19 protein-coding genes and 1 pseudogene are annotated in these 20,848 nt (G+C 50.7%); 12 read left to right on the top strand and 8 right to left on the bottom strand.

All coding sequences use genetic code 11. From position 1 onward, the window contains the following. Positions 1-18 precede the first annotated feature (18 nt). The 5 genes from PGN_RS08015 to PGN_RS07995 form a co-directional block, all read right to left on the bottom strand. Positions 19-2,298 carry an NADP-dependent malic enzyme gene (locus PGN_RS08015; RefSeq protein WP_039417605.1) on the bottom strand — a complete coding sequence of 760 codons (2,280 nt, stop codon included), beginning with the start codon at positions 2,296-2,298 and terminating at the stop codon, positions 19-21. A 342-nt stretch (positions 2,299-2,640) separates the two neighbouring features. After that, positions 2,641-3,969 (bottom strand): ABC transporter permease, encoded by a 1,329-nt coding sequence (locus PGN_RS08010; RefSeq protein ID WP_012458456.1) that lies wholly within the window; start codon positions 3,967-3,969, stop codon positions 2,641-2,643. Between the two features lie 21 nt (positions 3,970-3,990). After that, on the bottom strand, positions 3,991-5,277 hold the full coding sequence (locus PGN_RS08005) for an ABC transporter permease (protein ID WP_230483994.1): 1,287 nt from the start codon (positions 5,275-5,277) through the stop codon (positions 3,991-3,993). Between the two features lie 310 nt (positions 5,278-5,587). After that, entirely contained in the window at positions 5,588-6,259 is a 672-nt protein-coding gene (locus PGN_RS08000; RefSeq protein WP_004584758.1) for an ABC transporter ATP-binding protein, read from the bottom strand. A gap of 79 nt (positions 6,260-6,338) precedes the next feature. After that, positions 6,339-7,589 carry an HlyD family secretion protein gene (locus PGN_RS07995; protein ID WP_043876332.1) on the bottom strand — a complete coding sequence of 417 codons (1,251 nt, stop codon included), beginning with the start codon at positions 7,587-7,589 and terminating at the stop codon, positions 6,339-6,341. Positions 7,590-7,852: 263 nt separating this feature from the next. Here PGN_RS07995 and PGN_RS07990 point away from each other — a divergent pair, with 263 nt between their 5' ends. From PGN_RS07990 to PGN_RS07950, 9 genes are all read left to right on the top strand, one after another. Next, complete coding sequence (locus PGN_RS07990; protein ID WP_012458453.1) at positions 7,853-9,358, top strand: TolC family protein; 1,506 nt, start codon at positions 7,853-7,855, stop codon at positions 9,356-9,358. A gap of 188 nt (positions 9,359-9,546) precedes the next feature. Then, entirely contained in the window at positions 9,547-9,768 is a 222-nt protein-coding gene (locus PGN_RS07985; protein ID WP_005874189.1) for a DUF2795 domain-containing protein, read from the top strand. An 82-nt stretch (positions 9,769-9,850) separates the two neighbouring features. After that, entirely contained in the window at positions 9,851-10,792 is a 942-nt protein-coding gene (porP, locus tag PGN_RS07980) for a type IX secretion system membrane protein PorP (protein ID WP_012458452.1), read from the top strand. 56 nt (positions 10,793-10,848) lie between these two features. Next, positions 10,849-12,324: an SUMF1/EgtB/PvdO family nonheme iron enzyme gene (locus PGN_RS07975; protein WP_012458451.1), complete on the top strand. Its 1,476-nt coding sequence runs from the start codon at positions 10,849-10,851 to the stop codon at positions 12,322-12,324. Positions 12,325-12,364: 40 nt separating this feature from the next. Beyond that, a complete protein-coding gene (gene gldL, locus PGN_RS07970; RefSeq protein WP_012458450.1) occupies positions 12,365-13,294 on the top strand; it encodes a gliding motility protein GldL in 930 nt (309 codons plus the stop codon). 3 nt (positions 13,295-13,297) lie between these two features. Further along, positions 13,298-14,848 (top strand): gliding motility protein GldM, encoded by a 1,551-nt coding sequence (gene gldM, locus PGN_RS07965; protein WP_004584766.1) that lies wholly within the window; start codon positions 13,298-13,300, stop codon positions 14,846-14,848. 8 nt (positions 14,849-14,856) lie between these two features. Continuing rightward, entirely contained in the window at positions 14,857-15,936 is a 1,080-nt protein-coding gene (gene gldN / locus PGN_RS07960) for a gliding motility protein GldN (RefSeq protein ID WP_012458449.1), read from the top strand. Positions 15,937-16,129: 193 nt separating this feature from the next. Then, on the top strand, positions 16,130-16,687 hold the full coding sequence (locus tag PGN_RS07955) for a chromate transporter (RefSeq protein ID WP_021661730.1): 558 nt from the start codon (positions 16,130-16,132) through the stop codon (positions 16,685-16,687). 18 nt (positions 16,688-16,705) lie between these two features. Next, positions 16,706-17,299, top strand: coding sequence for a chromate transporter (locus tag PGN_RS07950; protein ID WP_012458447.1), 594 nt, complete (start codon positions 16,706-16,708; stop codon positions 17,297-17,299). A gap of 137 nt (positions 17,300-17,436) precedes the next feature. Here the strand turns inward: PGN_RS07950 and PGN_RS07945 are convergent, their stop codons facing one another. Both PGN_RS07945 and PGN_RS10785 read right to left on the bottom strand, forming a co-directional pair. Then, complete coding sequence (locus tag PGN_RS07945; RefSeq protein ID WP_005874170.1) at positions 17,437-18,015, bottom strand: glycoside hydrolase family 108 protein; 579 nt, start codon at positions 18,013-18,015, stop codon at positions 17,437-17,439. Between the two features lie 268 nt (positions 18,016-18,283). Further along, a complete protein-coding gene (locus PGN_RS10785) occupies positions 18,284-18,472 on the bottom strand; it encodes a DUF1661 domain-containing protein (RefSeq protein WP_080504428.1) in 189 nt (62 codons plus the stop codon). Here PGN_RS10785 and PGN_RS12450 point away from each other — a divergent pair. The 3 genes and pseudogenes from PGN_RS12450 to PGN_RS12445 all read left to right on the top strand — a co-directional run bounded on the left by PGN_RS12450 (position 18,441) and on the right by PGN_RS12445 (position 19,905). Continuing rightward, positions 18,441-18,560, top strand: coding sequence for a DUF1661 domain-containing protein (locus tag PGN_RS12450; RefSeq protein ID WP_353558834.1), 120 nt, complete (start codon positions 18,441-18,443; stop codon positions 18,558-18,560). The genes PGN_RS10785 and PGN_RS12450 overlap by 32 nt on opposite strands. Positions 18,561-18,668: 108 nt before the next feature. Beyond that, positions 18,669-19,754 (top strand): IS5 family transposase, encoded by a 1,086-nt coding sequence (locus PGN_RS07940; protein ID WP_012458446.1) that lies wholly within the window; start codon positions 18,669-18,671, stop codon positions 19,752-19,754. Positions 19,755-19,778: 24 nt separating this feature from the next. Beyond that, positions 19,779-19,905, top strand: a pseudogene (locus tag PGN_RS12445) (DNA methylase). Between the two features lie 46 nt (positions 19,906-19,951). On the opposite strand, the gene PGN_RS07935 reads toward PGN_RS12445, so the two are convergent. Beyond that, positions 19,952-20,848, bottom strand: a complete 897-nt coding sequence (locus tag PGN_RS07935) for a glycosyltransferase family 2 protein (protein WP_012458445.1) — start codon at positions 20,846-20,848, stop codon at positions 19,952-19,954.

Below are 20,848 nucleotides of genomic sequence, written 5' to 3'. Positions count from 1 at the left end.
TACGGATTTATACCTGAATCAAATCAGACAGGCGTGGCTGTCCAGTACGGCCATGGCCGTGATATTGAGGATGTCCGATACAGTAGCATCATGGTCGGCAAAGTAGACAGGCTTAGCCAGACCGATCTGAATAGGACCCAGCACCTCCTCGGCATCGTCCGCTTCGCGAAGCAACTGGTAACATGCATTTGCCGCCGAGAGACGCGGGAAGATCAAAACATTGGCATTACGCCCCTTGATCTTATTCTGCGGATACTGCTTATCCCTCTTTTCGGCATGGAGAGCCAAGGATACCCGCATCTCTCCATCCACGGGAATATAGGGATATTTCTCATGCAATATGGCCACAGCCTTCGCAGCCTCCACCGTACTATCCGCATCGCTGTCGGCTCCGAAGTCGGAGAAGCCGACTATCGCCAATACAGGCTTTACGCCGAAACAGTGTGCTTTCTCATAGGCCATGACGGCGATGTCCACAAGAGCCTCGGCCGAAAGGTTGTGATTGATCAGCGTATCGGCCAGGAAGAGTGGCCCGTTCTTCAGGCTGACCATATGCATAGTGGCAAAGTGACCGACGCCCTCTTGCAGGCCGACAGTCTGCTTGGCCACTTCCGCCAGATAGCTATGCTTGCTGTATATGCCCGTGATCATAGCATCGGCATCCCCCAAGCGCACCATCATCATACCGAAATAGTTGGGGTCGAACATCTTGTCCAGCGCTTCGGTATGATTGCCTCCGCGCCGCCAGTTCTGTTCGGCAAAGACACGGGCATAATGATGACGGCGAGCCTTTTCTTCATCGGAGCGGTAATTAACGATTTCGATACCCTCCAAAGATAAATCCAACTCTGCGGCAAAATCCCGAATTTGCTTCTCATCCCCCAACATGATCGGTCGGGCTATTCCATGTGCACGTGCCGATACGGCAGCTTTCAGCACCGAAGGATTCTCGCAGGCTGCATAGATCACGCGATGAGGATTGAGCTTGGCAGATTCATGAAGACGACGCGTAAGGTGGCTCATCAGTCCCACCCGTCCCAACAATTCGGCCTCATAAGCAGCCCAATCCGCAATAGGATGCTCAGCCACTCCGCTCTCGACTGCCGCACGTGCTACGGCAGTAGATACGCGAACGATCAGACGAGGATCCACCGGCTTGGGAATAAAGTAGTCCTTCCCGAAGTGCAACTGAGCATTGCCATAGGCTCGCAGTACTTCGTCGGGGACAGTCTCTCGCGCCAAATCCGCGATAGCCATCGTAGCAGCCCGTTTCATTTCCTCATTGATAGCCTTGGCACGAACGTCCAAAGCTCCACGGAATATATAAGGGAAACCGATCACATTGTTGATCTGGTTGGGATAATCCGAACGCCCCGTAGCCATGATAATATCCTCACGAGCGGCAGTAGCTTCCTCATAAGTAATCTCCGGATTGGGATTGGCCAGAGCAAATACAATGGGATTGGGAGCCATCGTCCGCACCATATCCTGTGTGAGCACATTGGGTCGGGACAGACCGACGAAGACGTCTGCGCCGGTAATGGCCTCGGCCAGCGTGTGCACATCGGTACGTTCGGTGGCAAAGTAGCGTTTCTGTTCGGTCAGATCCGTCCGATCTGCCGTGATCACCCCTTTGCTGTCGAGCATCAGGATGTTTTCTCTTCTGGCACCGAAGGATTCGTACAGTTTGGTGCAGGAGAAAGCCGATGCTCCTGCACCGTTCACTACGATACGCACATTCTCGATCTTTTTGCCTGCTATCATCAGTGCATTGATCAGGCCGGCAGAAGAGATGATCGCAGTGCCGTGCTGATCGTCGTGCATGACGGGTATATCCAATTCTCGCTTCAGCGTCTCCTCTATTTCGAAGCATTCGGGTGCTTTGATATCTTCGAGGTTGATCCCTCCGAAGGTCGGAGCAATAGCCTTGACCACTTCGATGAACCGCTTCGGATCCGTCTCGTCTATCTCAATGTCGAACACATCTATACCGGCATATATCTTGAAAAGCAATCCTTTCCCCTCCATAACCGGCTTGCCGGCCAAAGCACCTATATCCCCCAGTCCCAGAACGGCGGTACCATTCGAGATCACGGCTACGAGATTGCCCTTGGCCGTGTATTTGTATGCAAACGCCGGATCCTGTTCGATGTCCTTGCAGGGCACCGCTACTCCCGGACTATATGCCAGCGTCAGATCGTGCTGAGTAGAATGAGGCTTCGTAGGCCTGATTTCGAGTTTGCCGGGCTTACCTTCGGCATGGTAGGCTCGTGCCTGTTCTTCGAGTTTGCTATTCATCATTATAATAGGTAGTATCGTTTCTGTTTTGTCGGGTTCATTTCCCAAGCAATAGCACACAAAACGCCTGAGGAGAAACAAATTCCGACAAATCCGTATGGAGCTATTGCCACACAAAGGTAGGGAAGCCGAATCAAAATCTCCTATTATGAACGGAGGTTTTGTCTCTTTTCCGGTTTGCAAACTGCAAACAAAGGCTTGACGGCAAAGGGGCAGGAGTCCTGTTTCGGCTCCTGCCCCTTCGAGACCGGACGGATCGGTTGTACTACGATACGGCCGTTTCGTAGCTGCTATATATAATAAGGTATAGGGAGAACGTGGGAGAATGGATCCCAACTACCTCTACTCGCTGCGGATAGCTTCGGTCGGAGGCACACGCAAAGCACGCAGTACGGGGATGAAAGTACCGAGAAAAACCATCAGCAACATCTGCAAATAAGTACACCCCAATCCGAGCAAAAGACGTCCCCGGCCGAGAGGAAACACCTTGATGTCGCAAAGATCTGTATGGAACATGACGTACCATGCGGCTACGGCCGCAGGCAGGAAAGCCAGTGTCATCAGTATAACCCCCTCGCCGAACATGAGCGAGAATACGCTCCTGTTCGTGGATCCCACTACACGGCGGATTCCTACTTCGGCGCGTCGCTGCTCGGTTCGCACCCAGAAGGTGCCGACGATACCGAGGAATATATTGAGCAGGAGGAAGAAACCGATGGCCAGATGATTATTGATCTGCCGGACAGGATCGGCCAATATCCCTGCCCGGTCTTCACTGACAGCATTCATCGTCAGTACAGGATAGGTATCGTCCTTGGTCACGGCTTTCATCCTTTTCACGAACTGCTCTTTGAAGTCCGGCGTATCCGCTTCGGGAGAGACACGCAGATAGACGGAGTAAGATATGAGTTCGTTTTGCGAAATGTACTCTTCGGTGATGGGCTTCAGGCTGACATAGCCGGTACTTTCAGCTTCGTTTTTGGGCTGATCCGGTATGAGTCCTCGCAGTGTCTGATTGTATCGGATACTCTTTTCGCTTTGGACGCCATCGACAACGGATACCATATTGTAGTTGATGCTATCCGACAGGCCTATGTAGCGGCGGTCGCTTTCTCGTCCTTCGCCATTGACTTTCTCCACATAGTCGAGGGCATTGCGCGAGAGATAGTAGTCCCGTTGGAGATCGTTCATGTGAAGTTTGCCGAATCGTTCCGCCATCTCTTCCGGCGAAGAACCATCGGCTCCATAGACACGAAATACACGGAAATAATCCGGCGAAACCATTCGATCCTCAACGTTTATGAGTGATACGGTGTCCAGTTGAAAGCTACTGTTACTTGACGAAGAGGAATAATGACCGCCCCACTGTTGGAGACAAGCCGCTTCCACTCCGGGATATGCAGCGATCAGATCGAGGGTTTGCATCATGGTTTTTCCCTGATCGGCGGACATCTCTTTCCGTTTTCCGTCCTTGTCTTTCTGCACGGTTGCAAGGGTAAGGCGGTACACGTGTTCTATATCGTAGTTCAATGGGCGTGTCCAAGCACGCAGAGCTGTCACGGCATAGTCCGTGACGAACCAAAGCAGGCCGCATACGACGAGCATCTCCAGCCATATCCAGAGGTTGGCACGACGTTCGGCACGGATGATCTTGATAATATGATGTAGCATGATAATATCTGTATGATGAGGTTAGTGGGAGAGGGATTCTACGATGGGTGTCTTGGATATGCGCCAGGCAGGGATAAAGGCACTGAGCAGATTGATCAGCACACAGAAGACGAGAGCTATCAGGAAAATGACGGGATTGAACATGGCTCCGTTGATGTCGCCCTGCATCATTCCCCGGCTCCCCACGCTGAGGAGCCACGAGGGAAAGAGGGCCATGACCAGATAGCTCAAAAGCAATCCGAAAGCCCCTCCTATCAGACTGATCAGCATATTCTCTGCCAGCACTTGGCGGACTATATCGGATCGGACGGCTCCGAAAGAGCGTCGTACGCCCAATTCGGCCAAACGGCGACGCATACGGCTAAGGGTCATACCCGAAAGATTGATGGCCGGGATGCACAGAAACACTGCCAGAAGGAGAATGAAGCGACGGCGATACTCCAGAGGTTCGGTATCGTCACGGTGAAATTTGCGGTGCATCGTCGTGAACTGATCGGCAGGCTGGCCGGGAAAACTGATATTGAACTTCTCCTGCACACTATTGCACTTGGCAGTCAAGGCCCCGACTTCTTCCTTGATGGCATCGAAGTCCTTCGGGCTTTTGGCCAGACAGATTACATTGAATCTGGAGAATAGGTTGTTCTTCACTCTTTCTTCGTACAGCCTGAACACAGGCATCCACACATCTCCGTAAGCGAAGTTGCAGAAAGGGGTCACATGGCGCACCACTCCGCAGACGGTGTATTTGCGCCCATTGATCAGAGCTTGCCGGCCGACGGCCTCGCTCGAAGAGCCGAAGAACCGGCGCGCCAACCTGTCGGTAATGACTGCCACGGCGATGTTCGATCGGGCATCCGCCTCGGTATAATGCTTGCCGGCGACGAAAGAAAAATCGAACACCTGCCAGAAAGCCTCGTCCGTATATCTCGTCGTGACGGGGACTTCCTGCTCGCCTTCGCGTACGCAGAAGCGCGGTTCAAGGCCCGGCTCAGGTATGGAAAGTCCCTCGAAAGCCGTTACGGCTTCGGGTGTTTCGAGCTTGCGGAATATCTCTAATACCTGATACCCACCCAAGTTGGTATTCATGGTCATGTTTCTCGTTGTATCCTTCGTCGTCATGGTGGCACCTCGGGTCACCAACCAGCGCGAACGATTGCTTTCGGGCGAGAACTTTCCCACCTTCATATACTCTTGCTGCACCAGTACCATAACCATACAAATGGCAAAGGCCGTACCGATAATGCCGATAACGCTGAGCACCGGATTCTGCCGGATGATTTGCCACGATTGTCTGATATATCTTTTCATTGTTTCTGTCTCTTGTGCGGTTATTTCGATGGATGCGGAAGGCGTCCGAATGGGAAGGGGGGAACCTCTGTCCCGAGCCTCCGGCACCATCTTTGCGATATGCTTTTTCTATCCTTTTGGAAGGGCCGAATCAAACTATATACTTTGGTCTGACTAAACTATATAGTTTGGTCTGACCGAACTATATACTTTGGTTGAACCAAACTATATACTTTGGTTTGGTCAAACTATATAGTTTGGTTTAGCCCCCTTTTGAAGTCGATTCGGGCATCCCTCAAGAATGACCATTAAAACTCTGTATTTCAACCAATTAACCCACCTGATGCCCATCGAACATTCGGATGGTCCGACTCGTCTCCCGGGCTTGCAATTCGTTGTGAGTGACCATGACGATAGTACGTCCGTCCTCCGTATTAAGCCGATGAAGGATACTCATTACTTCCGCTCCCATTTTGGAATCGAGGTTACCGGTAGGTTCGTCGGCGAGGATAATCTCGGGATTGCCTACAATGGCGCGGGCAATGGCCACGCGTTGGCATTGACCTCCGGAGAGCTGTTGGGGATAATGGCGCAGCCGATGCGTCATTTCCATGCGCTCGAGGACTTCGTACGCCGCCTTCCTCCTTTTACTTTCGCTCATGCGGCGATAGAGGAGCGGCAGCATGGCGTTGTCCAGCACATTGAGCGTATTGACGAGATGAAAACTCTGAAATACGAATCCCAACTTTTCATTGCGGAAAGCAGCCAAAGCCTTGTCGTTCATGGAGTGTACCGTCTGTCCGAGGATTTCCACCGTCCCCGTGGTAGGACGGTCCAGCAGACCCATGACGTTGAGGAGCGTACTCTTGCCGCATCCGCTCGGTCCCATGACGGAAAGGAACTCGCCGCCGTTTACGCTGATGTTGATATCCTCCAAAGCGGCCGTTTCCATCAGGCCGGCACGGAAGATGCGACTCACGTTGGTCAGTTTGATTGCATCCATATTGTTCTGTTATGTTTCGTTATGGTTTCTTCTTATCATTCTCTTCGGATGGAGGGCAGACTCCCGGACCGGGACGTCCTCAGTCTTTCAGCTTGATCTTCTTGCTATTGCGGAATGCTGCATCCAGGGTCTGGAGTACGACCTCTTCGCCGGGTTCGAGACCGGACATGACCTCCACGAACGATTCGCCGCTTCCGCCCAGACGCACCTCCCGACGTACCAGCGTACTGCCCCGGCGTACGTACATTTCATACAGACCTTCGCCGTGATAGTAATTGCCGAAGGGGATCCGCACACATTCGTTTCTGAGAGCCGTGAGCACATAGACGCTGACTTTCAAGCCCGAACGCAGTGCGTACGTCTCGTCTGCCGACAATCCCACATAGAAGCGTACCACTCCATTCTTGGCAGCAGGAGTGATGTTCGTCACCGTTCCTTCTATACGACGGCCATCGAGATTTACCACTGCTTTGGCACCGACCGAGAGGCGTTGGGCATAGTCGTCCGCTATGTCGGCCTGAATGCGGAAGTGCTTCGGATCGCTCACGGTGGCCACTTGAGAGCCTGCACCGATAAGCGTACCCACCTCGCTGAGTACGAAAGTGAGCACTCCGTCACGAGGAGAAGCTATCCGGGCATCATCCAGCTGACGGCGTTTCTCCTCCAAAGTTTTCCTGAAAATCTCTATTTCCAGCCGGGCAGTAGCCTGTTCGGCAGCAGCCGTGGCCTCACGATCGTGCAGGTTTTCCACCATACCCTCGTATTCGAGTGCTGCCACACGATTGGCCAGCTCTATTTCGCGTACCTTATCCGTCGTACCTGCTCCGATGCTATCCAAATACCTTTCGCTCTGGAGCTCTGCTCTTCGGCGGTCGTTCTGCATGGCTTTGACCTTGAGTTCGCGTCGCTTGGCGTTGAGTTCTCCGCGGAGTTGTACTTCCTGCCGATGCAGTTGGGTCTGCTTCATCCGCAGTTCGTCCTGCAATTTCTCGAACTCCGTGCGCACGGACTGCAAGTCCAGTTCCAACAAGGGTTCACCTCGGTGTACCGAATCGCCTGCATGCTTGAGCACAGCTATCAGACGCGCCTGCACCGGCGAAGTGATGATCTCCTCGAAAGCCGGCACCACTTCGCCGGAAGCCGAGGTAGCGATCTGCACTTCTCCTTTGTCCACCCGCCCCAAACGCAGAGAGGCTGCGGATATGGAGCCTTGCATGGAGGAGAGCAACCACCATCCGCCGAAGAAGAGAAGGACTGCCGAAGCTGCTATGATGAGGTAACGTCTTTGCTTTTCACGTTTGAGCCGTTCGGGCGAAACTTGTCTGTCCATGAATCGTTTTCTTTTTTCCGGTGCGAGCTTTGTTGCTCGCCGCCTTCCGAAGAGCAAATGCCATGCCAAACAATCCCCTGCCCTCATTATCAGTCACTTATTCGATTGGCCGAAGTGTCCACTGTCCGTTTTCGGACAGTTCGGGTGTTCGTTTCCGAACAGTCGGACACTTCGCCATCAGAGAAAACTTGCATATTATCAGCCTTTTAAGGGTAGCGGCATAAACTTTGCTGTCGGAAAGGTGCAATAAAAACGAAAGAAAGATGAAGAAAAAAAGCCTTTTCCTCCTCTCCCTCTGCTTCGCCTCCCTGGGTCCGACTCCATGGAGCGAGGTTTCGGCACAGCAGGTTGCCGCCGCGGATCCATCCCCTTTGTCCCTCACGGAAGCCATCCGGTTGGCACGAAAGCAGAGCGTGGATGCAGCCGTGGCACTGCAAGAGCTTCGAGCGGCCTACTGGCAGTGGCGCACCTATCGGGCAGAACTGCTGCCCGGAGTGAACTTGACAGCCACACTGCCGGACTACAGGCGTGCCTATTCGCTCTATCAGCAGCCGGACGGCTCTTACAGCTTCGTCCGCTCCAATGCTTTGCGCCTGTCAGGACATATATCCGTGGATCAGAATATATGGCTTACGGGCGGCAAGCTCTCTTTGGTGAGTTCGCTCGAGCATATCAATCCGCTCGGCACGGAAGGAGCTGACAGGCATTTCATGAGCGTACCGATCAGCCTGACCCTGAGCCAACCGCTCTTCGGACTGAACGAAATGAAATGGAGTCGCCGCATAGAACCCGTGCGTTACGAAGAGGCTCGCCGGCGATTCGTGGCCAATACGGAGGAGGTGAGCGTAAGCTGTATAGATCATTACTTTTCGGCCCTGCTGGCACGGGAAGAGTACAACAATGCGGAGACCAACCTTCGTAATACGGCGAAGCTGGTCGAAGTGGCGCGTGCCAAAAAGAAGATCGGGAAGTTGTCCGAAAACGAATTGCGAGCCGTGGAGATCAGCTACGCTTCGGCTTCTTCGGCAATTCTTTCGAGCCGTACAGCCTTGCGCGGAGCGGAGATGTCCCTGAGCATTTTCCTCGGTTTGCAGCCGAATGAAGTCCTCTCCCTCTCTATACCGGCCGATACGATCTTCACACCCGTGAGCTATGAACGGGTGATGGAGCTGGCCGGACGCAATCATCCGTTCGTCGGAGAGATGAAGCGCAGGATGCTCGAAGCCGATCGTTCTCTGGCCCGAGCCAAATCCGAACGCTTCTCCATCGAACTGATGGCCCAAATCGGATATGCCGGACAGGCGGACAATCTGCACGATGCATACGGCGGACGTCTGAAGGACAACAGCTCTGTCTCCGTAGGCGTGCGCATTCCTCTCGTGGATTGGGGACGCGGACGCGGTCGGATACGCTTGGCCGAGAGCAACCGCCGTCTCGAAGAGCATCGACTGCGACAGGAAGAAGAGCGTTGGCACCGGCAGATATTCCTGCTGGTGGAGAAACACAACAACCAACTTCGCGTCCTCGAATTGGCACGTCGTACCGACAGTATCGCTCAGGCGCGCTATCATACTGCCGTGGAAACTTTCACCGTCGGGGCTATTTCCACCCTCGATCTGAATGCGGCACAGGATGCCAAGGACCTGGCGCGTACCTCGCTCGTCAGAGCATTGCATCACTATTGGAGCTACTACTACAATCTGCGTAGCCTGACGGCCTATGATCCGGTACGCGATGAGGAGATCGATATACCCATGGAAGAGCTATAGGGACAAAGGAATCGGACGATCATAGCAATGGGAGGAAACCGACTGATACCCGATTGACCTGAAAAGGTATATGCTGGCAAACCGGAGAATTCTTCTATTTTTGCGCATGCTTTTGCGCGAAGTCGGTTAGAAATCTTTCCGGCCGAGGCAAAGTGCTAAGTATTATTGGACAAAAAACTCTAACCATTATGTACTGGACATTAGAATTAGCCTCCAAATTGGAAGATGCTCCTTGGCCTGCAACCAAAGATGAGTTGATAGACTATGCACAACGTTCGGGTGCTCCTCTTGAAGTCATCGAGAATCTGCAGGAAATGGAAGATGAAGGGGAAATCTACGAATCGATAGAAGATATTTGGCCGGATTATCCGAGCAAAGAGGATTTTTTCTTCAACGAAGAAGAGTACTGATAATGTAATCTCCTTAAGCGAATATGCCCCGGATGTGCAATAATAGCACTCGGGGCTTCGTTTTACCACCGTGGCATCAGTCTTGCATAAATCTTTCCGTTCGCTCATTCTGCTCCTGCTCCTGACCGTGGCCGGGGGAGAGGATGTTTTCGCTCAGGGCGATTTATTGCTGGCTCAGTACACCCGTGCATACGGCTACTACAATCCGGCTTATGCCGGTATGCGCAAAGAGATTTTCATTACTGCGCTGCACAATAGACAATGGGAAGGCATGCCCCGAAGTCCTAAGAGCTTCGTCGTACTGGCCGATGCGCCTATTCGCTTCTTCGACAGAGAGCATGGGATGGGAGTTCGGGTAGTGACCGAAACGAGAGGGCTCTTTGCCATCAATGAGCTGATGGGGCAATATGCCTTCAAGCAGAAACTCTTCGGCGGAGATCTGTCCGTCGCCCTCCAAGCCGGACTCGTCAATACGGCTTTCGATGGCACCAAGGTGGAGCTCGAGACGGAGAACGATCCGGCCATCCCCCTTACCAAAGTGAGCGGAAAGGCCTTCGACATCGGTGCAGGTATATACTACCGCCGCAAAGAATTGTACGTCGGATTCAGCTCTACCCATCTGACCGCTCCGGCAATTCCGCTCAATGAACAGTACATATTAGATCTGACAAGGCATTATTATCTCCTTGCCGGATACAATATCCGCTCCATTTATTCGTTATTTGCATGGCATCCTTCTATCTTTGCAGCTACTGACGGGCACAGTTCTCGTTTGGACGTGACGATGGGAATGTCATACAACAACCGCTTCTTTGCCTCACTGATGTATCGTCCCACACAAGCCGTGGGAGTGAGCTTGGGGATGCAGTTGGGCAAGTTCTATGCCGGCTATGCTTTCGAGTGGCCGACATCGGTACTGGCTAAAGCCTCATGGGGAAGCCACGAATTGCTGGTCAGCTATTCTTTCCCATTGAGCAATACGAAGAATAGAGATGCAAAGTATAAAAGCATTCGTTTCCTCTGAAAACTGCCTTAGCGCAGGATTCGGGGAGAGCAGCGAAGCAGATATATAAATAATGTATGTGTAGAAAGAACAGGTTTTTCGCTCTTGCAGGCTTTTTTCTGTTTGGAGTTTTCACTATTTCGTCGTGCGGCTCTTCCAAACGGGCTGTTGGCGGTGAACTGACCGGTGCCAAGCTATCTTCATGGAATGAGCCATCGCCTTTCGGGATGATACAGGTTCCCCGAGGGAGTATTGTGTTGGGCAACAAAGAGGCAGACAGCTTATGGGGCATACCTGCCGAATCGCGCCCTATATCTGTGGATGCTTTTTGGATGGATCGGACGGAGATCACCAATGCCCAATACCGCCAGTTTGTCTACTACGTTCGGGACTCCATCATCCGCGAACGTCTGGCCGATCCTGCATACGGCGGCAACGAAGAATACAAGATTACCGAGAATAAGTTCGGCGAACCCGTAACTCCTCATTTGGATTGGAGCAAACCTATTCCTTCCGAAAAGCGGGCTACCGAAGAAGAAATAGCTGCCATCAACAGCGTTTACTATACCAATCCCGTCACTCATGATCGAAAGCTCAATCCGGATCAAATGGTCTATCGGTACGAAGTCTACGATTATCGTTCGGCAGCTTTGCGCGAGCATCAGCTCAAGGCCGCAAAGCGCAATCTGAATACGGACATCAAGGTAGACCCCAACGCCGTAGTGATGATATCGAAAGACACGGCTTTTGTGGACGAAAGCGGCAATATCATCAGCGAAACCATTACGCGTCCGCTTAGCAGCGAATACGATTTTCTCAACACATACATCGTACCGATCTATCCCGATGAGACCTGCTGGGTAAATGATTTCCCCAATGCTCGTACCGAGATTTATACGAGAATGTATTTCAATCACCCGGGCTACGATGATTATCCCGTAGTAGGTATTTCATGGGAACAGGCTCAGGCGTTCTGTGCGTGGCGGTCGGAATTCTTCCGCAAAGGTATTCGCTTGCCTGAAGGACAGATCATGGACGACTTCCGTCTGCCCACTGAAGCCGAATGGGAATATGCTGCCCGAATGGGCGATTCCAACAATAAATATCCCTGGAGTACCGAAGACTTGAGGACAGGACGGGGTTGTTTCTTGGGCAATTTCAAGCCCGGAGAGGGAGATTATACGGCTGACGGTCATTTGATACCGTCTCGTGTATCCAGTTTTTCGCCCAATGACTTCGGCTTGTACGATATGGCAGGCAATGTGGCCGAATGGACCAGCACGGCATTTTCGGAGTCCGGACTCAAACAAATGTCGGACATCAATCCCGAACTGGAATACAAAGCTGCGCTCACGGATCCGTACATCCTGAAGCAAAAGGTAGTACGCGGTGGTTCGTGGAAAGATGTGGCTCGCTTCATCCGCTCGGCTACTCGTAGCCATGAATACCAGAACGTAGGTCGTTCCTATATCGGATTCCGTTGTGTACGTACTTCCATTGCCTTCTCTTCCGGAAAGGCTCCTAAGAGTTCGCGTCGCAGCATAAAGAAATAAGTATCGCCAATCTATATTCAAAACAAGAAAAACAAGTATTATGGGTCATTATAGAAGATACAAGAACATCCTTGAGATGTATTTGGCCAGTCACAAAGGACGCCGACTTCTCAATATCGTTTATAGTTGGGGTGCTGCTGTGGTGATTTTGGGTGCTCTCTTCAAGTTGCTCCATTTGCCGATGGGCAATGAGATGCTTTTCGTGGGGATGATCACAGAATTCTTGGTGTTTTTTATCTCCGGTTTTGAAAAACCCGCAATGGAATATCACTGGGAAGAGGTCTTCCCCGAACTGGACTCGAAGAATCCGATGGACCGTCGGGAGATGGAGCAGCGTCGGGAGTATCTTCGTGAAAAGGCCAAAGAAGCAGCTGCATACGCGGAAAGGCCATCTTCTGTGCGCCTTGCCTCTGCCTCTTTGGGTACGCAACCGCAAGAACAGCCCAAGCCTGCCACTCCTTTCCAGTCCCAACTGACCGGAATACTGCCGGAAGAGCAGATCCAACGCCTGAGCGAAGGCATAGACAAACTGGCTGAAGCAGGCGAACAGCTTGCCCGTATCGGCCGGACTGCAGCCGCCATGACGGAGAGCTACGAGCAGATGCAAGCGGATCAGGAAGGCCTGCGTCTCAATTCGCAATCGTATATCCAGCAGATGGAAAGCCTCAGTCGCAATATCTCCGGCCTGAATACCATATACGAAATACAGCTCAAGGGCATCAGCTCCCAGATCGACACCATCGATCGCATCAACCGCGGATTGGCTCATATCCGAGATATGTATGACAATAGTGTCATCGACAGTTCTTCATTCCGCAACGAAAACGAGCGTATGGCACGCCAACTGACCCAACTCAACGAGGTGTATGCTCGCTTGCTCCAAGCCTTGACAACGAATGTAGGTCTACCCGGTATGCCCGGCAATTTTGGTGCTTCTAATCCTTCATCATCCGGCAGCTCACCCTTATAAGCCATGGCAGTAGGTTCTAATGGGAATGCCAATAGGCAAAAGATGATCAACCTGATGTACCTCGTGTTCATCGCCATGATGGCTTTGAACGTATCGAGTGAGGTACTGGATGGTTTCGACAAAGTGGATAAGAGCTTAACCTCTTCCATCGACGGCTCCGATAAGCGCAACAATCTGGTGCTGTCCGAGCTGAATACGGCTTATCGCACCAATCCCGAAAAGGTGAAAGTATGGTATGAACGTAGCCTTGTCTTACAGAAAGAGGCTGATTCGCTCTGTACCTTTATAGATGATCTGAAGTTGGCCATTGCCCGTGAGTCGGATGGGAAAGATGCAAAAGTCAATGATATCAGACGAAAGGACAATCTCGACGCTTCTTCCGTAGTAATGCTGAATCCGATCAACGGTAAAGGCAGCACACTTCGCAAGGAGGTGGACAAGTTCCGCGAGCTGGTCGCTACACTCATGACCGACAAGGCGAAGTTGAAACTCATAGAACAAGCCCTTAACACAGAATCCGGCACCAAAGGCAAATCTTGGGAAAGTTCTTTGTTCGAGAATATGCCTACTGTAGCAGCCATTACACTCCTGACCAAGCTCCAAAGCGATGTGCGTTATGCTCAGGGCGAAGTACTTGCCGATCTGGTAAAGAGCGTGGATGTGGGGGATTATCGTGTGAACAGTATCACGGCACAAGTGATTCCACAGAGCCAAATCGTCATGTCGGGCGATACATATAAGGCCAATATCGTCCTCTCCAGTGTAGATACCACGCAAAGACCGGACGTATTTGTAAACGGTAAGCTCCTTTCTCCCGAGAACATGGGCCTATTTACGGCTACGGCAGGTGCACCGGGCACATATCCGGTCAAAGGATATATCGAAATGATGGGTAACGATGGGGTTAAGATTCGTCGTGACTTTGAAAGCGAATACTTCGTTACGGAACCAATGGCCTCCGTTGCTCCGACGATGATGAATGTACTCTATGCCGGTATAGACAATCCGATCAATATCGCCGTACCGGGTGTGGCTCAGCAAAACGTTTCTGCAACGATCAACAATGGTACGCTCACTCGCCGTGGCAATCTCTGGATAGCACGGCCGACGAAAGTAGGCAGCGAAGCCATTATTTCCGTCACAGCTCAATCAGGAGGCCGTACCATCCAAATGGCAAAGACTACCTTACGTGTCAGAGCTCTCCCCGATCCTCTTCCCTATATCGAATATAAGGATGTGCAAGGGAACACGAAACGCTTCAAGGGTGGCCGTTTGGGTAAGCGTGAAATCCTGGCAGCAGGCGGCATTAAAGCCGCTCTTGACGATGATTTGCTGGAAGTAAACTACACAGTGGTGAAGTTCCAACTCGTGTTCTATGATTCGATGGGCAACTCGATTCCCGAAGTTTCCGACGGAGCTTCATTCTCTGAGAGACAAAAACGACAAATACAGAATCTGGGCAAAGGCAAGCGTTTCTACGTAACAGAAGTAATTGCACGCGGTCCGGATGGTATCGAACGTAAGATTCCGGCCATTGAAGTAATTGTGAACTAAAAGTGTTTATGAAAGTATTCAAAGCAGTCATAGGAGCGATCCTTGCAGCGACGGTCAGTATCCCGTCCGTTGCGCAGGAAAATACGAACAACCGCTCTCCGCAAGTGGGTCGAGCACCGCGCAATACCGAGGTGGAACAAATGACTACTCTATCCAATCGTGCTCAGGAATTCAACAGACGTCTGACACAGAAGACCGACAACGCCCCCTGGAGGCGAGTCGTGTACCGACGCGTAGACCTGATGGAAGAGTCCAACGCGGTACTCTATTATCCACCCCGTCCGATTGGTGATCGCAAGAATCTCTTCAGCACGATATTCGGACTCATCAATTCCAACAGCCTCGACGTGTACGAATATCTGGATGGATTCGAAGCCTTCACAGACCAGTACAAGATCAAGTTCCAAGAGTTTCTGGACAGGTTTGGCATCTATTACCAACCGAGTACGAACAAGAATGCGGAGCTCTTCAAGGTGGCCGACAGCGACATTCCCTCGGCAGAAGTCAAAGCCTACTACGTAAAGGAGGAATGGTACTTCACTCCGACCAATAGCGATGTGGACATTAAGATCCAAGCCATTTGTCCGATCATGACCGGCCAAGACGAATTCGGCGAAGTACGCAATCAGCCTTTGTTCTGGATTCCTTACGAAAATATCCGTCCCTACATCGCTCGTGAACGAGTAATGCTTAGCAGTCTGAATAATACTCGCAATTCTACGATAGACGATTTCTTCCGTCTTAATCTATACAAAGGCGACATCGTCAAGACAGAAAATCTGCACAACCGAGCTTTGGCCGAATACTGTCCTACGCCCGATTCCATGAAGATGGAGAGCAAACGTATCGACAAGGAATTACAAGGCTTCCGCGATGGGCTCTTTGTGACACAGGATACCACATGGATGAAGCAGGTGGAGACAAAGAAAAGCAAGGGAAAGAAACTGGAAAAGGCTCGTGGTAAAAATATCACCAGCCGAACACGCGGACAAGGCGAGGGGGCTGCTGAGACTGAGGCCGTCGAACCCAAAAAGCAGAAAGCTTCTAAAAACAAGGCTGCGACTCGCTCGGTTCGTCGCCGCAAGTAATACAAAAACAATTATCCGGGGATGTGTCAAAACAAAACATTTTGGCATATCCCCTTTTAGTTTGAAGAAGTAGATAACATGCTAAAGGCTTAGACTGAGAGTATTCGGACTGCACCTATATATGCTTGCCTATACTCGTAATCGAACGTAACGCCGTGGATTGTCCGTTTTGTCAAGCTGTCTCTTTTTTGCCGTGAATCCATATCTATCCCTCTTTCTCACCTTTTTCCGTATCGGCGGATTCACCTTCGGTGGAGGTTATGCCATGTTGCCACTGATCAAGGCCGATATAGTGGATAAGCACCACTGGCTATCGGAGGAGGATTTTCTGGATCTTTTTGCCGTTGCGCAATCCCTGCCCGGAGTCTTTGCCGTCAATATATCCATCTTCGTAGGCTATCGTCTCAGAGGATATGCCGGAGCAGCCGTTTGTGCCTTGGGGACTATTCTTCCCTCGTTCCTGATCATTCTGGCTGTAGCCATGTTCTTTGCGCAGATGAGGGACAACAAAATCATTGCAGCCATTTTCCGAGGATTGCGTCCTGCTGTTATTGCTATGATCGCAGCTCCGGCCATCTCTACATGGAAAGCCATGAAGATGAAAGCCGTTTCGCTCTGGATCCCGATCCTTGCTGCTATTCTTGTTTGGTATGCCGGAATATCACCCGTGTGGATTATCCTCGTTGCCGCAGCTTTGGGTATTCTCTATAGTCGTTACCTCCGCTTTCGTATTCGGAATATGCATTCCTGATCAATCCCTTTCGATCCGATGATTTATTTGCAACTTTTCTGGGTATATATCAAGATCGGGCTGTTCGGTTTCGGTGGAGGCTACGCCATGTTGTCGCTGATTCAAGATGAAGTGGTGAACTGCTACGGTTGGATCACAGCGCAGGAGTTCACGGATATTGTTGCCGTCAGCCAGATGACACCCGGCCCCATAGGCATCAATAGTGCCACATACATAGGCTATACCGTGACCGGCAACATATGGGGCTCCGTCTTGGCTACGGTAGCCGTCAGCCTGCCATCTTTCGTTTTGGTATTGATTATTTCGGCCTTTTTTGCACGATTCAGACGCAACACCTATGTCGATGCCGCTTTTACTATGGTACGTCCTACTTCTGTTGGCCTGATCGCGGCTGCAGCACTATTGCTCACATTCCGGCCGGACTTCATTTCAGCCTTGTTCGCCACCGGCTCGGCAAGCCTCAATCAGGTAGTCGTACGGGAGAACTTCACTGACCTTTGGAGCATCCTCCTGTTCCTGCTTTCCTTCCTTGTCACTGTCAAGAAGTGGCTCCATCCCATCCTCACGATACTGCTTGCCGGTCTCGCCGGCCTGCTGATATACGGCTTCTGAAAACGAGCTATGCCATAAATCGAATTATGACACAGCCCATTCGGCCGGCTTAGGATTTCCAAGAAGGGCTTTATCCCAACCGAGATCGACAGATGGAGATATTCGTTGACAGGGTACGAACCTGCAGGCTTTTATCTTTAGAGCTTCCTAATATCTTCAAGACGGTTCAGCCAACCTCTCAAGAAACGTTTATTGGTATGCCTTAGCAATTCGCGTTCGGTGGCCTTGCGTCCGATGCTATCCTCGTACTTTTTTATGCTTCTTGCTGTAATGTCCTCTAAGAACTCGCGACGTGCATCGAAGATGGACTCAAACAGCTCATCGGGATCTGCACTATTGACAGCCTGTAAGGTCTTATTGCCCACTATTCCATCAGCCTGCACACCTAGTATCCTTTGAGGAATAACAATACCATACTTGCCTGAACCCCAAACCCAATCGACAAGGATATTAGCCACCTTTTGAGACTCGATTAAGTCAGCTTTCCAACGATCCCAATAAAATGGTTTCAAGACTCGATTCAGGACGTCATCATCGGTTAGCAACTTGAGATCCTCAACATCGATGTCTCCATCGCCGTCTTTGTCATAGCCGACTCTTTTCCAAGTCGCTATTGTTACACCTTTGTTTGTTGCCCCTCCTGCATCGGCAGGATCATGGACAAAACCACCTTCCCATTTCAATATATATGGGAGTAATAACTTAACATTTGCCATCTTTCTTCAACTTCTTTGAGTTCAACATAAGTCAACTTCCAAAAGCCATTCGGCATCGTCTTACAAAAAGCTCGTTCCACAGTCCTCCCGTCATTCCTCCGACTGCATGAACCTTCGTTTTTAAGCCTATCCTATCCATAAGGATCTATTTCTCTCTTAAAGAGAGAGACTATCTATGCTACAAAGATAAGTATTTTTATTGCCGTCCGGTAAAAAAATGAAGATTCTTCAAAACATACTGTAATAATGGAGTCTGCTTTACTGCCATTTATATGTGGTTAGGCTGTTTTCCCCCTTCGTAATGACACTTTATAGAACAGTAATGGCAAAGAAGGGAAGATTTTATCTCGAATTTCCTAACTGCCCAATTTTTACCGGACATCAGTTCGTATTTTCTGAAATTCGCGAGCGAGAATTTTTCCGTTGTGGTGCGTAAAATTTTTACTTTCCGAACCAAAACGAAAAAATTCCCGAGCCACGTTTTTCCAAACGCTAAACCGCCATTTTTACGACAGATATGTGCTGAAAAAAAGTTGACACTCTGAGAGGAGACCTTTGCACGGCGATTGGTGTGTATTTTGTTTATTAATTCATTGTATAATAGGGAGTTATTTTGTATATTTGAGCATTAAAAACAGCATAATATTCCTCCCATGGCATACCAATCCAAGAATACCGATGAGCATGTAACATTTGCAGACGCACTCCTTTCAAAGCGTTATCGCAAAGCACAAAACGACTTCCTCAATCAGGTTGACAGGCTTATCGATTGGCGTCCGATCAGGACGCTGATCAACAAGAAATACACGAAGCGACAAAATGCCATCGGCGCCCCGGCTTATGACGTGATTCTCTTATTCAAGATGTTGCTTTTGGAGACATGGTACAACCTCAGTGATTGTGCTTTGGAGGAGCGCATCAATGATTCAATCACCTTTTCCCGATTCTTGGGGCTGAAGATGGAAGAGGTATCTCCCGACCACAGCACCATCAGTCGATTTCGTTCGGCACTGACAGAGTTGGGGCTCATGGACAAACTATTGGCGCAGTTTAACAAACAACTTTCCCGCCATCACATTTCGGTCAGGGAAGGGGTGCTTGTCGATGCAAGCCTTGTGAAGACGCCGCATAAACCCAACGGAAGCATTACGATTGAAGTCGCAGACGACAGAGAAGACAATCGGAGCGAGGAGGAAAAAGAGGCAGAGGAGGATTATCAAAAACAGGTTGTCCGTCAGCGTAAAGGGACGGATGAAGAAGCCCGTTGGGTGTACAAACAAAAGCGTTATCACTACGGATACAAAAAGCATTGTCTGACCAATGTTCAAGGCATTGTTCAAAAGGTGATAACGACAGCTGCGAACCGCAGTGACACGAAGGAGTTTATTCCCCTATTGCAGGGTGCAAACATACCTCAAGGTACAGCCGTCTTGGCGGACAAAGGATATGCTTGCGGGGAAAATCGTTCCTACCTGCAAACCCATCACCTTCAAGACGGCATCATGCACAAGGCACAACGCAACAGGGCATTGACCGAGGAAGAGAAGCAACGAAACAAAGCAATCGGTCCGATACGGAGCACCATCGAACGCACCTTTGGCAGTATTCGCCGGTGGTTTCATGGCGGACGATGTCGATACCGGGGACTTGCCAAGACCCATACTCAAAACATTCTTGAAAGCATCGCCTTTAATTTATACAGAACCCCGGGGATAATTATGTCCTCATCCGTAGGATAAGGCATAACCACCCTTGAGGAGCTCGTGCAAGTAGCTCCTCAAAGGGGGGATTTACAACTACTTTCACTCCTTACTGCCGCCCCTTTCACTCGCTCCTTTTATGCGAAGAACTCCTCTTCCCTCCACCTCCTTATTTTGCAAAGGTCTCTGAGAGGAGGTCAAACATTTCGATATAATTATTGCTTTTTCTGATCTTTCTAAGGATCAGCTTTTTCAGCACACGCCAAAGAGAGGGAGGCTACGTATAGTAGCTTATACAGGCTGAAGAGGAGGAGAGAGGGCTTAGCTCCCGTGAGCTGCTTTTCCAATGAGGATCGGATCAGTGGCCACAAAGCAGCTACCATTCGCATAAGGTGTAGCCGTTTCAGCAAATTGTATGCTCTGAGCAGGCTTACCAATTCGGCCAATTCTTCGCGGTGACAATAGAGATTGTCCAGATAGCTACGCGTAGTGGCCAAAAATCCCTCAGCAGTATCGCAGTGGTAATGTTCTACAGGGTTATCGATATGCAGGATGGGGATACCGGCTTGTCGCAAACGCTCGCCGAACAGGATGTCTTCATACCCCATACCCATATTGGGAGGGAAGCCGGTGGCAAGCATCTGTTTTCTTGGGATCATGAAAGCCATTGAGATGAATCCGGAGTGGGGTTTTCGTGCTCGCTCTTCCGCCGATCGACTTTCCACTTCGGCGCCATATCGTTGCCGGAGGGGATTGGTGGATTTGGGCGGATAGACGAACCCTCCACATACGACTGTTGTGCCGGAGGCATGTCGCAGATAGCGCCCGATGAAGTCGGGCGATGCCGGCAGGGTATCGGAGTCGAGGATAAGGAGCTGCTCGCCTTGGGCTTCTTCTGCTAAGCGATTGCGCAGACGGCCGGCTCCCATGTTCTCTTCGGCACTGACGAGTCGGCACAGTCCCTCCTGTTCGTAAGCGATATATTGAGAGGTGTAAGGTTCGCCGGAACAGTCGTCTCCAAGAATGATTTCGTAGCCGACGGATAGTTCTTCGGCCTGCTTATACAGTTCCTCCAGCAGTCTGCGACAATCCCTTTTATAAACGGGTATGAGTATGGACAAGGTGGGAGACAT

The organism is Porphyromonas gingivalis ATCC 33277, from assembly GCF_000010505.1.
Classification (GTDB): domain Bacteria; phylum Bacteroidota; class Bacteroidia; order Bacteroidales; family Porphyromonadaceae; genus Porphyromonas; species Porphyromonas gingivalis.
The sequence above is the reverse complement of the archived record's forward strand: the minus strand, read 5'-3'. Positions and strand labels throughout refer to the sequence as shown.

What these genes read in the sequence shown, in the direction of transcription:
- PGN_RS07995 (WP_043876332.1), bottom strand. Translation starts at nt 7,589, where the DNA reads ATGGACAGACAAGTTTCGCCCGAACGGCTCAAACGTGAAAAGCAAAGA.
- PGN_RS08005 (WP_230483994.1), bottom strand. Translation starts at nt 5,277, where the DNA reads ATGAAAAGATATATCAGACAATCGTGGCAAATCATCCGGCAGAATCCG.
- PGN_RS07935 (WP_012458445.1), bottom strand. Translation starts at nt 20,848, where the DNA reads ATGTCTCCCACCTTGTCCATACTCATACCCGTTTATAAAAGGGATTGT.
- PGN_RS07985 (WP_005874189.1), top strand. Translation starts at nt 9,547, where the DNA reads ATGTACTGGACATTAGAATTAGCCTCCAAATTGGAAGATGCTCCTTGG.
- PGN_RS07945 (WP_005874170.1), bottom strand. Translation starts at nt 18,015, where the DNA reads ATGGCAAATGTTAAGTTATTACTCCCATATATATTGAAATGGGAAGGT.
- PGN_RS07990 (WP_012458453.1), top strand. Translation starts at nt 7,853, where the DNA reads ATGAAGAAAAAAAGCCTTTTCCTCCTCTCCCTCTGCTTCGCCTCCCTG.
- PGN_RS08015 (WP_039417605.1), bottom strand. Translation starts at nt 2,298, where the DNA reads ATGAATAGCAAACTCGAAGAACAGGCACGAGCCTACCATGCCGAAGGT.
- PGN_RS07940 (WP_012458446.1), top strand. Translation starts at nt 18,669, where the DNA reads ATGGCATACCAATCCAAGAATACCGATGAGCATGTAACATTTGCAGAC.
- PGN_RS08010 (WP_012458456.1), bottom strand. Translation starts at nt 3,969, where the DNA reads ATGCTACATCATATTATCAAGATCATCCGTGCCGAACGTCGTGCCAAC.
- gldN (WP_012458449.1), top strand. Translation starts at nt 14,857, where the DNA reads ATGAAAGTATTCAAAGCAGTCATAGGAGCGATCCTTGCAGCGACGGTC.
- gldL (WP_012458450.1), top strand. Translation starts at nt 12,365, where the DNA reads ATGGGTCATTATAGAAGATACAAGAACATCCTTGAGATGTATTTGGCC.
- PGN_RS08000 (WP_004584758.1), bottom strand. Translation starts at nt 6,259, where the DNA reads ATGGATGCAATCAAACTGACCAACGTGAGTCGCATCTTCCGTGCCGGC.
- gldM (WP_004584766.1), top strand. Translation starts at nt 13,298, where the DNA reads ATGGCAGTAGGTTCTAATGGGAATGCCAATAGGCAAAAGATGATCAAC.
- PGN_RS07975 (WP_012458451.1), top strand. Translation starts at nt 10,849, where the DNA reads ATGTGTAGAAAGAACAGGTTTTTCGCTCTTGCAGGCTTTTTTCTGTTT.
- PGN_RS07950 (WP_012458447.1), top strand. Translation starts at nt 16,706, where the DNA reads ATGATTTATTTGCAACTTTTCTGGGTATATATCAAGATCGGGCTGTTC.